This window comes from Proteus mirabilis HI4320, assembly GCF_000069965.1.
Taxonomy (GTDB): Bacteria; Pseudomonadota; Gammaproteobacteria; order Enterobacterales; family Enterobacteriaceae; genus Proteus; species Proteus mirabilis.
On sequence record NC_010554.1, the window covers coordinates 3678145 to 3692991 of the forward strand.

Sequence of the window (14847 nt, forward strand, 5' to 3'; positions counted from 1 at the left end):
CAAAGTAATAGATGTAATTGACTACAATCCGCCTACTTCTCTTGGTGTTGCACGCATTGAAGTACTAATGGTATTACCCACCATATCTACCCGTGCTTGGAACGGCGGGAATGGTAATGGAATGCCATGCTCTGCAAAGGCTAGCAGAATATTTTGATGGATCTCATGTCTGGCTGGCATTCTATGTCCCATTTCTGCGGCATAAACACGTAACTCGAAGATTTGGATCCCTTGTTGTAGGTCAACCAAGTAAACCTCAGGAGCGGGGTTGTCTAAAATCATGGTAGAGCGTTTAGAGGCTTCTAATAAAACATTGGTCACTTGTTCACTATTGCAATCAGCTGGCGCAGGGATGGTCATTACGATACGTGTAATAGAGTCTGATAATGACCAGTTAATAAATTGCTCTGTAATAAATGCTTTATTAGGCACAATGATCTCTTTTCTATCCCAATCGGTGAGCGTGGTGGCTCGCGTATTGATTTTAGAAATATTCCCAGTCAAGTTACGGATAGTAACGGTATCACCAATACGAATTGGCTTTTCAAACAAGATCATTAACCCTGAGATAATGTTGGCAAAAATTTCTTGTAAGCCAAAACCAAGACCTACACCCATAGCGGCAATTAACCATTGTAGTTTTGACCACTCAATACCTAATAATGAGAAACCAACAATACTGCCTATTAGGGTGATGCTGTATTTCGTTAAAGTGGTAATGGCATAACCTGTACCAGGTGTTAGATCTAAGTGTTGTAAAATTGCCAGTTCAAGCAGTGCTGGCAGATTTCTTACCAATTGTGCCGTGATAATAATCACTAATATAGCGACTAAGATAGACCCCATGGTAATGGGCTGGATAGTATTGACGCCATTAACAGAGGAAGTCACATCCCATAGTCGGATATTATCGACAAAAGAGAAGGCTGTATTGAGCTCTGACCAGAGTAAAATCATGGACACAAGTGCAATCATGGTCAGAATAGAACGTACTAGACCAATAGATTGTGCACTAATCGCATCAAGGTCAATGGCTTGATCTTCCAACTCTAAGTTAGCGGTACTCTCACCACTGCTGCCAACAATGGTATTCTCATCTTCCCCTTTAGCTCGTTGAGCTAAAATTTCTGCCCGTTTTTGTTTGGCTCGTTCAAAGGCAAGCTTACGACGTTGGATCAGCATCCATCGTTGAATAATATGATAAATAATCAGCAAGGCAAACCAAATCGCCACAGACATCTCTAAGCGACCCAGTAATACGATGGAGGTTGAGAGATAGCCTAAGATAGCGGCGAGGGCTGCAAGAACAGGGGCAACAAGTAAGAACCACCATAAAATGGTATTTATCACATTATCACCAGAGCCATGTTTATCTAAGTAAAGCGGCACATGTGCCTTTTTTAGGCTTGAGGTAATAAAACTTAAAGCAATGCACAATAATAAAAAGCAAAAACGCCCAACCGTTGGCGCAAATTCTCTGTCACTATAGTATTCAAAGGTGATAAGCGACATCATTAACGGCACAATGACGAAAATCGACAGTTGATAAAAGCGCATCGCTTTTTTCACACGACTCTCTTTCCATTTAAATTGCGCGATAAATAATCCATTAGGGCGAGCAAAGGTAGCACTTATCATAAATAGCCATAGCACAGGGGCTGCGGCAGTCACACCATAACCAATCGCTCCCGCCATGGGATAACGCCATTCGACACTTTGTAAACCATATCCTACGGCAGACCATAATAGCGGTAGTGGTAAGGCGATTAATATTGACCAAAATACGGTACGCACCGTTAATGAGAAATGATCTTGAGTGACTTTACCAATGCGATTACTGACTCTTTCAAGAAACGCATTGTAATGCTTACGGGTACGAAGACTAAAACCGACAATAGATAGGGTGACCAGTAGATAGATAAAGGTATCTTGGTTTTTGAGCATGTTAACCGCAGCATGCCCTAATTGTGAGAAAGTATCTAATGAAAGTAGGCGAGTAATATCTTTAATTAATAAAACCGGATAATTGAGTTTTATTGGGCTGATATCGGCCACCCAGAACATATAGCGGTTTGTGGCATCTTTTGTCTCTTTTAAGGCATCCGCAAGTTGTGTTGTGGCTACTTTAAGCTTGGTCAGCTCTAAGATTTGGGAGTCATAACCGGATAAAAGAGAATTGAGTAACTCTTGGCGCGCTTGAATGAGGGAGTCAAAAATATATTGCTGCGCTTCTGGTAGCTTTGAGCCATCGGCAGTTTCAGGAGGCTGGATTTTGCCTAGGTTTTCTAGCATCTCTTCATAGCCTAATCGCTCAACACGTAACTGAACGATATCTCTATCCAGCTCTTGAGAGCGGGGCATTTCAGGTAAGCGAGCCAATTGTGTTCTTAATGCTTCACCTAATGCCGTAGAGCCACTTAACCATTGGGCTTGCTCTCGAATGGTTGTGAGTGTCTGTCTTACTTGTTGGGTTTGTTGTGTTGTTAGACGCTGTTTTTCGGTTAACTCACTCATTTCTTGCGTCTGTTTATTGAGGATCTGAGAAAGTTGACGGTTAGTCTCGATTTGCTTAGTCAGAAACTCGGGGAGTTCGCCCCCTTGCTCGGCGAGCATTTCTGTCTTTTCTAAAGCGAGATCTGCCACTTCTTGGCGCTTGATATTTAGTAAACTACGCAATTGTTGCAGTTGTACATCAAGTCGTTGATAACGTTTTTTAAATAGCTCTAAGCGCAGTCGAGTAATTTCTTGACGATTATTAGCAGAAAGTTGCGCCATTTCCAGCTCATTAACCATCGCTTTTCGTGCTGTGACTTCAGCTTGGGTTAATTTATTTTGTGCTTCTGCTAGTGGGGTGTTTGATGCCCCTATTGCCGCTAAACGTGCCGTTGCATCACTTAGTAAACGACGAGCTTCTGAAAGTTGCTGAGGGAGTAAATTGAGTGATTCGCTGATTTCACGGCTTTTATCTTGCTCTTGTTGTTGTAGCCGAGCTTGTTCCATCAGTTGGCTACTCACTTGAATGATTTTTTGCTCAAGCTCAGGAATAGTAATTTTTTCTGGAATTGTTGGAACTGAGTGACTCTCTTCGAGTAATTTAGCCCTTAACTCTTGAGTGATCTGCGGATATTCATCAATAGTCTTTTGATAATTATCCGCATTAACTTGAGCTTTTTCACCATCATTTATCCAATTGATGGTGCCTTGTAGCGCCTGAACAGTTTCAATATCTTGAGGATTAGTACTGCCTTCAAGTTGTTTGATATCTTGACGTAATTTATCAACATCCGCAGCAAACACCGAAGTATTGAATGAGATAGTCAGAAAAAAGCTAAAAAGTAGACTGATTATCAGGCGCACAAGGTTTACTCCGAATTACGAATTATTCATTAATGGTATTATTATCGCAGGCCTTATGATCAGTGCCTGTGGCATTAATGATAGAGCCTAGTAGTTCTCCCATTAATGTTACAGAGCCGTTCATCAGATCTTTATTTAATTGAACACTATTTTCAGGGAAGAGGTTAATAACGGTCGAGCCTAATTTAAAGCGTCCCATCTCTTCACCTTTTTTCAGAAATATAGCGCCAACTTTATCCGCTTGAGGATAAGTCCAACGTTTAATAATACCTTCACGTGGTGGTGTTACCATGCCACACCAGACCGTTTCAATACTCCCTACAATGGTCGCTCCAACAAGAATTTGTATCATGGGACCAAATTGGGTGTCAAAAAGGCAAATAATACGTTCATTACGAGCAAATAAGTTAGGAACATTTGCCGCAGTTAAAGGATTAACAGAAAAGAGATCGCCGGGGACATAAATCATCTCTTTTAATAACCCATCGCAAGGCATATGAACACGGTGGTAATCCCGTGGTGAAAGATAGGTTGTAATAAATTGCCCATGGCGGAACTGGTCGGCCAAGGTAAAATTACCTGCTAGCAACGCTTCAAGGGTGTAAGAGTGCCCTTTGGCTTGTAAAATTTGATCGTCTTGGATCTGACCAAGCTGGCTGACAGCGCCATCTGCGGGGAGAGCCAGTTGGTTATCTCCTTCAACAATAGGGCGAGCGCCATCTTTTAATGCACGAATAAAAAACTCATTAAATGTTGCATAAGCCTGAAATTGGCTCTCTTTCGCTTCATTCATATCAACTTTATATGCGCGAGCAAACATTTTGATAGCAAATTGAGTAACGCTACCTGCTTTTTTATTGGCAAACCAACCAGCTAGCTGTGTTAGCCATAATTTAGGCAATAGATACTGTAGTTTAATTTTTAGCTTGTCCAAAATGGCAACCTCTGGGATCGAACGATAAAAAATCGACAAAAGGGGTCTATTGTACCCACCCTTAATAGGGTTGTCAGTGAATCTATGCTTAAGAGTCTAAATTAATATTTTTACGCACTTTCACCTGACTCATACTTTCTAAAATACGATGATAGTTTTCAAATCGGGTTGGTGCGATTTCACCTTTATCTACGGCTTCGGTGATCAAGCAACCCGGATCGTCATTATGCTTACAATCACGGAATTTACAGCCTCCTAAGAAAGGTCGAAACTCAATAAAACCTTTGGTCACTTGCTCAGGTGTTAAATGCCACAAACCAAATTCACGTACCCCCGGTGAATCAATAACATCGCCTCCTAGAGGGAAATGGTAAAGGCGCGATGCGGTGGTGGTATGTTGTCCAAGCCCTGAGTTGTCAGAGACTTGATTGACCAGAATACTTTCTTCCATTGGTGGTAAGAGAGTATTGAGAAGGCTCGATTTACCCACACCTGACTGGCCAGCAAAAATAGAGATGCGGCCAATTAATGCTTGAGTTAATGCTTCTAATCCCTCTTTGGTATAGCTTGAGACTTCAAGCACTCGATAACCAATATCTTTATAAATTTGCATCCACTCACTTACCATCGCTCGGCTTTCTGCATCTAACATATCGACTTTATTCAATACAATAAGGGGTTCGATATTTAAGGTTTCACAAGCCACTAAGTAGCGGTCGATAATATTAAGTGAAAGCTCAGGTAAAATGGCTGAAACAATAATAATTTGATCGATATTAGCGGCAATAGGTTTAATACCATCATAATAATCTGGGCGAGTGAGTACAGAAGTACGCTCATGAACAGCTTCTACAATGCCATTGACGCGCACATTTTCTTGGGTTTGTAATGCAGGGCGCCACACCACTCTATCGCCTGTGACTAGGGATGAAATAGTACGGCGAATATTACAACGAGTAATCGAGCCATCTGCAGCTTCAATATCTGCATGTTGCCCAAAGCGACTGATAACGAGGCCTTCGGTCGCTTCGCCTAATTGTGTATCGTCTAATTCAACGTGATTTTTTTTCTCTTTGCTTTGCAAACGCTTTTTATGATTTTCTTGTACTCGGCGTTGCTGGCCTTTAGATAATTTACGTTTTGTCACCGATCCTCACTTGTGTTATTCGGTTAGATGTTCTTTTGTCGTGCTTATTGAGTAAACGCGCTATGATAAAGGTTAAAATATCATGTCTCACTCTAAGAAACAGCTAGGATATATTATGTCAAAAAGCGAGAACAATCTTATCTGGATAGATCTGGAAATGACTGGCCTTGATCCTGAACGCGATCGTATTATTGAAATTGCCACTATCGTCACCGATCCCCAACTTAATATTTTAGCTGAAGGTCCCGTTATTGCCGTACATCAATCGGATAAATTACTCGCCTCGATGGATGAATGGAATACTACAACACATACGGCAAGTGGTTTAGTTCAGCGGGTTAAAGAGAGTCAGTATGATGATGCGGCTGCACAACAAGCCACTATCGAATTCCTTGAAAAATGGGTGCCACAGGGTGCATCACCGATCTGTGGTAATAGTGTGGGGCAAGATAGACGTTTTCTATTTCGCTATATGCCTGAATTAGAAAAATATTTTCATTATCGTTATCTCGATGTCAGTACACTAAAAGAGTTAGCTCGTCGCTGGAAACCTGAAATCCTTGAAGGATTTAAGAAAAAAAATACTCATCAAGCGTTGGATGATATTCGAGAATCTATTGCTGAATTAGCCTATTATCGCCAAACCTTTATTAAAGAGTAGAAATTAGCGGATTGATGGCTGATATTGCATCATTGTGACGATTTTATCGTCATGCAATCAAAAAAACGCATTTTTTTACTGATAAGGGCTTGCGGTTAAGCATTTTTCTCGTATAATGCGCTTCCCGTACCGATGAAGAATTTCGTTTGTACGGGTGTAAGAAAGACGCGGGAATAGCTCAGTTGGTAGAGCACAACCTTGCCAAGGTTGGGGTCGCGAGTTCGAGTCTCGTTTCCCGCTCCAATCTTTCTTCGATAGTTATCAGTATTAGCGACGCGGGAATAGCTCAGTTGGTAGAGCACAACCTTGCCAAGGTTGGGGTCGCGAGTTCGAGTCTCGTTTCCCGCTCCAAATCTTTCTTCGATAATTATCAGCACAAAACTTACCAAATGCGGGAATAGCTCAGTTGGTAGAGCACAACCTTGCCAAGGTTGGGGTCGCGAGTTCGAGTCTCGTTTCCCGCTCCAAATCTTCTTCCAAAGACTTCAATAAACTCAGTAAATTCTTATAAATCAAAGCGTTTGTCGTAATAGCATTAGCTAAGTTGTTTTTAGAAGTCGGCCTGTCTCTCTATGATAAGAATATACAGTAAGATATTTTTACCCTAAAAGTCGCCGAGTAAGCAGGGCTTGCATGTCTCGTCTGCCATCCGCAATAATAAAGATAACCACTTGTTTTGCTATTGTGTGATAGATGACACGATAAGGTTTAAAAAAGATTTGCTGATATTCACGAATACCTAAACTTTGTAATTCCTTTGGAATACTGCCTTTCATAGGAAAGTTAGCCTGTGTATTAGTGACCTTAAGCAGCTCATCTAATACATAATCTGCATTATCTATGCTGTCGTGGTCGGCAATATAGTTATTGATGTCCTCTAAGTCTGTTTCGGCATCTTTCGTCATTACCACTTTATAGGACGCCATTACGATTATTTCCTTTTACTTTTTAAACGCTGAACCACGCTTTTTATATCTTTTACTTCACCTGCTTCAACTTGTTGCTGACCTAACGCCAATATTTTAAGTAAGGCTAATGTTTCCTGTGTCTCTTCATAAAAGGTAATATCCTGAATAACCGCTTTTGCTTCGCCATTTTGAGTAATAATCATCGGTGCACCAGATTCAGTGAGTTTAGTCATCACTTCGGCGACATTAGCTTTTAAATAACTAATTGGTTTGATTTGTTCTGAGTAACGCATATCTACCTTAATCAATAAGACTAAATTAAGTCTAAAAAAAGTCTAATCTGAGTGTGAAGAGATAAAAGCTAAAATGCAATATAGAAAACCTTTAGCGAAAACCGCTTAATGAACAGTCCAACTCTATGAGGTCACTTCAACAGGGCGGGGAGCAGTCACGCATAAGCAACAATACAAAGCGTTATTTTGTTTAATAACACCCAAATAAAGCTATTGCATTCTAAAAGTCACAAGGACATAACTATGGACAGGAAATAGCAATGCTTGTATAAAATATAACCAAAAAATCTTTATTTTCTCTCTCACTTTTTAAAAATGAGTCTACACTGTGGTAGGTGCAGATCAGCGATTGTAGCTAATACACTTAAAGCGAGTGACCCATTGCAGTGCAGAAAAAGGGAAATCGATAACAGCAAGAAAGATCAAGCTATTTTTTTGTGATCTATCTTTGATCTTTGCTTGCATTTCTATTTAGCCAGCACTAGAATGTGCGCCTTTCCTCGTTTAGGGGGGAGCTAAACCTCAGATCAATTTTTGTTGTTTAGGTTTTTATTCTGTTAAATATACTTTGAAGAGTATTTTTTATGAAGAAAAGTATTTTTATGACTTTTCTTTGGAAAAAAGAGCCCGAGTTCCACTTATCTTAATATTCTTATCGAAATAAATTATCCACAATAAGATGCTCATAATCCTTGCATCTAGCACTAATTTATTTTTTTACTGCACAGAGTTATCCACAGGCTGCTATCATTGAGTCATTAGCATATTATGCTAGTGAGTTAAATATTGCTTTTATCTATCCAATTGATAAGTAAGTTTATTTTTATTTTTTTTAATTTGTGCCACACTTCGCTTGAATTTTTTCTTCATATTGATAGACAAAGAGTTTTTATTTTATTCACAGGTGAAATTATCTCATCTTATGAGTATGCGTATCATGTTAAAAACTAAGCATCACGAGGTAGGCCCTTAGTTATTGCCCTTACTAGACGTTTTTGTTGTGAAGTCTGTATTTTTAGTGTTTTTTCTTCTCTTTTGGCTTTCTGTTGGGCGATAGCCCAGTGCAAATGTTCATCTAAAACCTCCCCTAAACCAAAGTGCTCTTGCAAGGCCAGTACAATTTTGTCCTGATAAGGGGCATTGCCTAACGCAACACTAATATTTCTTAGCCAACGTAAATAGCCAATTCGTCGGATCGGTGAACCTTCTGTAATACGCAGAAATTTTTCTTCACTCCATTGGAATAGATCCAGCAATTCTGGTGTATGTAAGGCACGGCGCGGAGAAAAATCATCTTCCTCTGTGAGCGAAGAAAAACGATTCCATGGGCAAATTAATTGGCAATCATCACAACCATAGATACGATTGCCCATCAAAGGGCGAAATTCTTCAGGAATAGCGCCTTCAAGTTCAATCGTTAGGTAAGAAATACAGCGACGAGCATCAATGGTGTAAGGCTCTACGATGGCGCCTGTTGGGCAAGTGGTCATGCAAGCTACACATTTACCGCATTGCTCTTCAACGGGAGAATCAATAGGCAAAGGTAAATTAATTAATAATTCACCGAGAAAAAACCAAGAGCCGGCCTGATTATTGATAACAAGTGAGTGTTTACCAACCCACCCAAGACCAGCTTTCACGGCCAATGGTCGTTCCATTATCGGCGCTGAATCAACAAAAGGACGAAAATTAACAATACCTTGATATTCAAACTGTTGGCAATATTGCGTAATTTTTTCACCTAATTTTTTAAGGCGTTGTCTTAATACTTTGTGATAATCTCTACCCAATGCATAACGGCTAATATAGCCTTGCTCTGGATTATTAAGGGTACGAGCAAAAGCAGCATCTGTTGGCAAATAGTTCATTCTGACGCTGATCACTCGCAATGTACCCGGCACCAATTCATGGGGTCTTGCTCGAGTCATGCCATATTTAGCCATCCATGCCATTTCACCATGATACTGTTTATCTAGCCAAGCTTGTAAACGAGGCTCTTCGAGCGATAAATCAGTATCGCAAATTCCTGTTTGTTGGAATCCTAGTTCAGTTCCCCAACGTTTTATATTTTGAGCAAGGTGATGAAGATCGAGTGATGACATGAGCAACCGAAATAATAGCTAATAGGTGAGTCCTAAGAATGCGCAGTGTATCATAGTGCAACGATAGGAAAAATCCTCGTAAGAAATAGATTTATGGTATGGTTATTTGAAATTGATTCTGATAATAATTTACTTTAAGTGAATATAAAAATGGTCTGTTTGCATGTGCTCTAACATGCTATTAACTAAGTCGTTATTACCTAACAATAGATTGTATGAATATGAAAGAATGGGTTGTTACATTAGAAGATGAAGCTGCAACAGTAAAACTAGGGCATTCAGTCGCAATGGCGACAAATAACCAAGGGCTTATTATTTATTTATTTGGTGATCTAGGGGCCGGGAAAACCACCTTTAGCCGCGGATTTTTACAAGCTTTAGGTCATCAAGGTCATGTTAAAAGTCCGACATATACCTTGGTAGAGCCTTATATGCTGACACCACGCCCAGTCTATCATTTCGATCTTTATCGCTTAGCTTCAGCGGAAGAGTTAGAATTTATGGGGATACGTGACTATTTTGCACAAGATCCACTGTGTCTCATTGAATGGCCTTCTCAAGGGGAAGGGTTTATACCTAATGCGGATTTAGAGCTTCATTTAAGCTATGAAAATGAAGGTCGTAAAGCCCATTTTATTGCCCTTTCACAGAGAGGGAATGCTGTTTTATCCCGTATTCAGTCTGCATAAAGGAATATTGATTATGTCGAGTCTCATCACTATTGTGAGCCAATGTCAGCGTTATATTGCCACCTTTTTGTTGGTTGTTCTGTCACTTTTTGTGGTGCAAATAGCACAAGCCGCTACGGTAACAGAAGTGAAGGCCGAAAATGGGGATGTGGCTACAACACTTACATTTTCGTTTAGTGGTGGGAAACCAAGCTATAGATATTACTCACTGAAAAATCCAGATAGGTTAGTGATGGATTTTAAGCAAGGTAGCCAAATAACGGGTTTACCTGTGACATTAAATCGTCAGCAATTAGCACAGAAAATTCGCACGACACAATCAAAAGATAGCCAATATCAAAGTATGGTGGTAGAGCTTGCCAAACCAGTGGTGGTGACGGAGCGCTTATTAAATAGCAATGGTGAATATAAGTTAGTACTTACTATCAAACCTATTAATGCTCGACAAAATAACAATACATCAACGACGGTCAGTGTAGTGGCGTTATCAGCAAACAAAGCCACAAATACGGTGGCTAATCAACAGATGGCGCCTTTGGTGAGTACGCCTAAGCAACCTGTTGCACCTGTAGTACCAGTAAAGCCTCGCACAACCTCGAATAAGCCCGCGTCGAGCGATCGGCAAATAATTATTGCGATTGACGCAGGGCATGGGGGGCAAGATCCCGGCGCTATTGGGCAAAAAGGTAATCGTGAAAAAGATGTTACCTTAAGAGTGGCAAAAAAATTAGAAGCGATTTTGCGTAATGATCCTATGTTCAAACCCGTTTTAACCCGCAATGGCGACTATTTTATTTCTGTTGCTGGACGCTCTGAAGTGGCCCGTAAGCAAGGTGCCAATATGTTAGTGTCTATTCATGCCGACTCTGCACCTAATCGTAGTGCGCGCGGGGCATCTGTTTGGGTATTGTCAAATCGTCGCGCGAATAGTGAATTAGGTAAATGGCTTGAACAAAGCGAAAAACAATCAGAGCTTCTCGGTGGCGCTGGTGATGCACTCGCAGAAGGGGTTGATCCCTATTTAAGCCAAGCAGTATTAGATTTACAATTTGGTAATTCACAGCGTGTAGGCTATGACGTTGCGGTAGCGGTGTTATCTGAACTTAGAAAAGTAGGATCATTACATAAAAAAACACCAGAGCACGCCAGCTTAGGGGTTTTACGTTCACCTGATATTCCGTCTATTTTAGTCGAAACAGGTTTTATTAGTCATGCCGCTGAGGAACAATTGCTGATTTCAGATGCTTACCAAGAGAAATTAGCCGCTTCAATCTATGCCGGATTAAAAAATTACTTTCTCGCTCATCCCTTACAGAATGGGCCAAAATAAAGATAAACGTGGGATAAGGTAATGGCGATTAATTTATTACCTCCTCAGTTAGCAAATCAGATTGCAGCAGGGGAAGTCGTTGAAAGACCCGCTTCTGTTGTTAAAGAGTTACTTGAAAACAGCTTAGATGCGGGTGCGACAACAATTGATATCGATATCGATAAAGGTGGCGCTAAGCTAATTCGTATCCGCGATAATGGATGCGGCATTTCTCGTGATGATTTGAAGTTAGCACTTGCTCGCCATGCAACAAGCAAAATATCGACACTGGATGATCTTGAAGCCATTATGAGCATGGGGTTTCGTGGTGAAGCCTTAGCCAGTATCAGCTCTGTATCACGTTTAACCTTAACATCTCGTACCGCATCTCAGGAGGAGGCTTGGCAAGCCTACGCCGAAGGGCGTGATATGACAGTGGCAGTCAAGCCAGCAGCACATCCGGTGGGGAGCACAGTTGAAGTGCTCGATCTTTTTTATAACACTCCTGCAAGACGTAAATTTTTACGTACCGAAAAAACAGAGTTTGGTCATATAGATGAAGTAGTACGTCGTATAGCCTTATCCCGCTTTGATGTGTCAATTAATTTAACCCACAACGGTAAGCGGGTGCGTCAATATCGCGCTGCGAAAGAAACTCATCAGCATCATCGTCGTTTAAGTGCTATCTGTGGTAATCATTTTGTTGATCAAGCAATGCAACTAACGTGGGAGCATGGTGATCTGGCAATAAAAGGCTGGGTAGAGCATCCTTTAGCTCCAGTGCAAGGCAGTGAAATACAGTACTGTTATGTCAATGGGCGCATGATGCGCGATAGATTGATTAACCATGCTATTCGTCAAGCATATGAAGGTTATTTGCAAGGTGAGCAGCAACCTTCTTATGTGCTTTATTTAACCGTTGACCCTCATCAAGTGGATGTCAATGTGCATCCTGCCAAACATGAAGTGCGTTTTCACGAATCGCGCTTAGTACACGATTTTATCTATCAAGCTGTCTTGAGTGTGTTAAGGCAGGTTACAGAAGATACGTTATCTTTAGATGAAGAGGATAATGGGGCTTTAACTGCCACAACATTTCCTGAAAATCGCCAAGTTGCGGGAGAAAATGTTTTTTCGCAGCCTTATCAAGCACCAGTAACCTCATCTACGCAAAAAAAGAGCACGGGAGCTTACCAAGGAAGTGCAGGAAAAGGGTTAACAGATACGCAAAAGAGTCCCCAAAAAACGCTAGATACACGTCAGTTTGGTGAGAGTTATCAACGTACGCAAGGCATGCTTTATCAAAAAATGATGCAAGAAAGTGCGAGCGATGTTGAAAATAAAGAAAAAATACCCCTATTTCCCCCTCGTCCCCCATTGAATTTGGTTGATGTTGGTCATACAACGAATAACAATGAAACAAATGTAATTTCAGTGGTGCCTCGTTCTGTTAATGCCAGCGCAGCGCAAACAGATTATACTTTTGGCCGGGTATTGGCGATTTATCAGCAGAAATATGCGTTAATTGAATCTTCGCAAGGTCTAGGGCTGTTAGCATTGGAAGAAGCTGATTTTCTGTTAAAATGTGCCCAGTTATTGCCAGAAAATGAAAATCTGAAACCCCAACCTTTGCTAGTGCCTTTAAAAGTCACACTCAGTAAAGATGAAATTAATACATTTAAGCAGTTTCAGGCGTTAATCAGTGATTTTGGGATTGTTATCGACATCTCTCATGGTAAAGCGACGATCCACGCGGTCTCGTTGCCTTTGCGACAGCAAAATTTACCTGAATTACTGACAAAGCTATTAGCTTATTTGGCAACAGAAAAATTATGCTCTAAACAACAAATTGGGCATTGGTTAGCAAAACAGTTAAGTCATGAGTCGGGTGTTTGGTCACAGGCTCAGGCAGTAGGATTATTGGCTGATATTGAACGATTATGTCCACAATATGTCAGACAGCCGTCCAAAAACTTATTACAATTAATAGAATTACAACCTGTGGTAGCGGCACTGAATAATGAGCGAAGTAAAAACGCAAATAAAACCTAAAGCAATCTTTCTGATGGGGCCAACAGCCTCTGGTAAAACCGCATTAGCCATTGCGCTAAGACAAAAACTGCCCGTTGATCTTATTAGTGTTGATTCTGCTCTTATTTATCGTGGTATGGATATTGGTACTGCGAAACCGGATGAGACAGAGCAGTCGCTTGCACCACATCGTTTAATTGATATTCTAGATCCCGCATTACCTTATTCTGCCGCAGACTTTCGTAAAGATGCGTTAAAAGCAATGGAAGAAATTACGGCTGCAGGACGAATTCCACTATTAGTGGGCGGGACTATGCTATATTTTAAAGCGTTATTAGAAGGCTTATCGCCTTTACCCAGTGCTAATCCAGAAATTCGTGCTGAAATCGAAAAAAAAGCAGCCGAACAAGGGTGGGAGGCAATTCATCAAGAGCTAGCATCCGTCGATCCCGTTGCGGCTAAACGGATCCATCCTAATGATCCTCAACGCCTTTCTCGTGCACTGGAAGTTTACCTGATTTCAGGTAAATCGATGACAGAATTAACTCAAATATCAGGCGAAGCATTGCCTTATGATGTTTATCAGTTTGCGATTGCTCCGAAAGATAGAAATGTACTTCATCAACGCATTGAAGCACGTTTTAAACAGATGTTAACGTGTGGCTTTGAAGATGAAGTAAAATCATTATACCAACGGGGCGATCTGCATGAAGATTTACCTTCTATACGTTGTGTCGGCTATCGCCAGATGTGGTCATATTTATCCGGCGAAATCGACTATGATGAGATGGTTTATCGAGGGATCTGCGCTACCCGGCAATTAGCGAAGCGACAAATCACTTGGTTAAGAGGTTGGCATGATGTTCATTGGTTAGATAGTGAAGATTTTGAACAGTCTCTTAACACTGTTTTGCAGGTAGTTAGTGCATAGATGGTAGGTTTGTGTAAAATTGATAGTTGCTAAAGTGCAATTTTTGAGTAGTTCATTTTTTCGAACCATTAGGTTCTAGTATAAAACAACAAAATAAGGAAAACATAGAATGGCTAAGGGGCAATCTTTGCAAGATCCTTTTCTGAACGCATTACGTCGTGAAAGGGTCCCTGTTTCAATCTATTTGGTAAACGGCATTAAATTACAGGGTCAGATCGAATCTTTTGACCAATTTGTTATTCTGCTGAAAAACACTGTTAGTCAGATGGTATACAAACATGCTATCTCTACCGTAGTACCTTCTCGTCCTGTTTCTCATCATAGCAATACAGGTACCAACCAAGCGGGTACAAACTACAGTGGCGGTAACGCGACTCAGCAGGATGATGTTGCAGAATAATTATCAAATATTATTCTTAATATAATAAAAACATAGGTAGGGAGACTTTACCTATGTTTTTCCTGTTTTTATAAAGTCCATGAGG

General features: G+C 40.7%; 12 protein-coding genes and 3 tRNA genes. 9 read left to right on the top strand and 6 right to left on the bottom strand.

The genetic code is table 11. The annotated features are described in order from the left end of the window. Positions 1-21: 21 nt before the first annotated feature. The 3 genes from mscM to rsgA all read right to left on the bottom strand — a co-directional run bounded on the left by mscM (position 22) and on the right by rsgA (position 5438). The gene (gene mscM / locus PMI_RS16680; protein ID WP_004249643.1) at positions 22-3357 is read right to left on the bottom strand and encodes a miniconductance mechanosensitive channel MscM; all 3336 of its coding nucleotides are present in this window, start codon (positions 3355-3357) and stop codon (positions 22-24) included. Positions 3358-3379: 22 nt separating this feature from the next. Next, a complete protein-coding gene (asd, locus tag PMI_RS16685) occupies positions 3380-4291 on the bottom strand; it encodes an archaetidylserine decarboxylase (RefSeq protein WP_004246309.1) in 912 nt (303 codons plus the stop codon). Between the two features lie 88 nt (positions 4292-4379). Beyond that, positions 4380-5438, bottom strand: a complete 1059-nt coding sequence (gene rsgA, locus PMI_RS16690; protein ID WP_004246308.1) for a small ribosomal subunit biogenesis GTPase RsgA — start codon at positions 5436-5438, stop codon at positions 4380-4382. Between the two features lie 115 nt (positions 5439-5553). On the opposite strand from rsgA, the gene orn reads away from it, so the two are divergent. The 4 genes from orn to PMI_RS16710 all read left to right on the top strand — a co-directional run bounded on the left by orn (position 5554) and on the right by PMI_RS16710 (position 6566). After that, positions 5554-6099 carry an oligoribonuclease gene (orn, locus tag PMI_RS16695; protein ID WP_004253041.1) on the top strand — a complete coding sequence of 182 codons (546 nt, stop codon included), beginning with the start codon at positions 5554-5556 and terminating at the stop codon, positions 6097-6099. Between the two features lie 167 nt (positions 6100-6266). Continuing rightward, positions 6267-6342, top strand: a tRNA-Gly gene (locus tag PMI_RS16700). 32 nt (positions 6343-6374) lie between these two features. Next, positions 6375-6450 (top strand) — tRNA-Gly (locus PMI_RS16705). 40 nt (positions 6451-6490) lie between these two features. After that, positions 6491-6566 (top strand) — tRNA-Gly (locus PMI_RS16710). Positions 6567-6698: 132 nt separating this feature from the next. Here PMI_RS16710 and PMI_RS16715 read toward each other — a convergent pair. The 3 genes from PMI_RS16715 to queG form a co-directional block, all read right to left on the bottom strand. Then, complete coding sequence (locus PMI_RS16715; RefSeq protein ID WP_004246306.1) at positions 6699-7025, bottom strand: type II toxin-antitoxin system RelE/ParE family toxin; 327 nt, start codon at positions 7023-7025, stop codon at positions 6699-6701. Between the two features lie 5 nt (positions 7026-7030). After that, complete coding sequence (locus tag PMI_RS16720; RefSeq protein ID WP_012368713.1) at positions 7031-7300, bottom strand: type II toxin-antitoxin system Phd/YefM family antitoxin; 270 nt, start codon at positions 7298-7300, stop codon at positions 7031-7033. A gap of 947 nt (positions 7301-8247) precedes the next feature. Next, positions 8248-9402, bottom strand: a complete 1155-nt coding sequence (gene queG / locus PMI_RS16725) for a tRNA epoxyqueuosine(34) reductase QueG (RefSeq protein ID WP_012368714.1) — start codon at positions 9400-9402, stop codon at positions 8248-8250. A gap of 221 nt (positions 9403-9623) precedes the next feature. On the opposite strand from queG, the gene tsaE reads away from it, so the two are divergent. The 5 genes from tsaE (at position 9624) to hfq (ending at position 14762) form a co-directional block, all read left to right on the top strand. Then, positions 9624-10091: a tRNA (adenosine(37)-N6)-threonylcarbamoyltransferase complex ATPase subunit type 1 TsaE gene (tsaE, locus tag PMI_RS16730; RefSeq protein WP_004249636.1), complete on the top strand. Its 468-nt coding sequence runs from the start codon at positions 9624-9626 to the stop codon at positions 10089-10091. Between the two features lie 13 nt (positions 10092-10104). Next, positions 10105-11421, top strand: a complete 1317-nt coding sequence (locus tag PMI_RS16735) for an N-acetylmuramoyl-L-alanine amidase (protein WP_004253037.1) — start codon at positions 10105-10107, stop codon at positions 11419-11421. Between the two features lie 21 nt (positions 11422-11442). Then, positions 11443-13452, top strand: coding sequence for a DNA mismatch repair endonuclease MutL (mutL, locus tag PMI_RS16740; protein ID WP_012368716.1), 2010 nt, complete (start codon positions 11443-11445; stop codon positions 13450-13452). Next, positions 13421-14362 carry a tRNA (adenosine(37)-N6)-dimethylallyltransferase MiaA gene (miaA, locus tag PMI_RS16745; RefSeq protein WP_004246293.1) on the top strand — a complete coding sequence of 314 codons (942 nt, stop codon included), beginning with the start codon at positions 13421-13423 and terminating at the stop codon, positions 14360-14362. Before mutL ends, miaA begins: the two co-directional genes overlap by 32 nt. Positions 14363-14471: 109 nt before the next feature. Then, a complete protein-coding gene (gene hfq, locus PMI_RS16750; RefSeq protein ID WP_004246291.1) occupies positions 14472-14762 on the top strand; it encodes an RNA chaperone Hfq in 291 nt (96 codons plus the stop codon). Positions 14763-14847: the final 85 nt, after the last annotated feature.

Coding starts and splice junctions, on each gene's coding strand:
- miaA (WP_004246293.1), top strand. CDS start 13,421: ATGAGCGAAGTAAAAACGCAAATAAAACCTAAAGCAATCTTTCTGATG.
- hfq (WP_004246291.1), top strand. CDS start 14,472: ATGGCTAAGGGGCAATCTTTGCAAGATCCTTTTCTGAACGCATTACGT.
- orn (WP_004253041.1), top strand. CDS start 5,554: ATGTCAAAAAGCGAGAACAATCTTATCTGGATAGATCTGGAAATGACT.
- queG (WP_012368714.1), bottom strand. CDS start 9,402: ATGTCATCACTCGATCTTCATCACCTTGCTCAAAATATAAAACGTTGG.
- PMI_RS16720 (WP_012368713.1), bottom strand. CDS start 7,300: ATGCGTTACTCAGAACAAATCAAACCAATTAGTTATTTAAAAGCTAAT.
- tsaE (WP_004249636.1), top strand. CDS start 9,624: ATGAAAGAATGGGTTGTTACATTAGAAGATGAAGCTGCAACAGTAAAA.
- PMI_RS16735 (WP_004253037.1), top strand. CDS start 10,105: ATGTCGAGTCTCATCACTATTGTGAGCCAATGTCAGCGTTATATTGCC.
- mutL (WP_012368716.1), top strand. CDS start 11,443: ATGGCGATTAATTTATTACCTCCTCAGTTAGCAAATCAGATTGCAGCA.
- PMI_RS16715 (WP_004246306.1), bottom strand. CDS start 7,025: ATGGCGTCCTATAAAGTGGTAATGACGAAAGATGCCGAAACAGACTTA.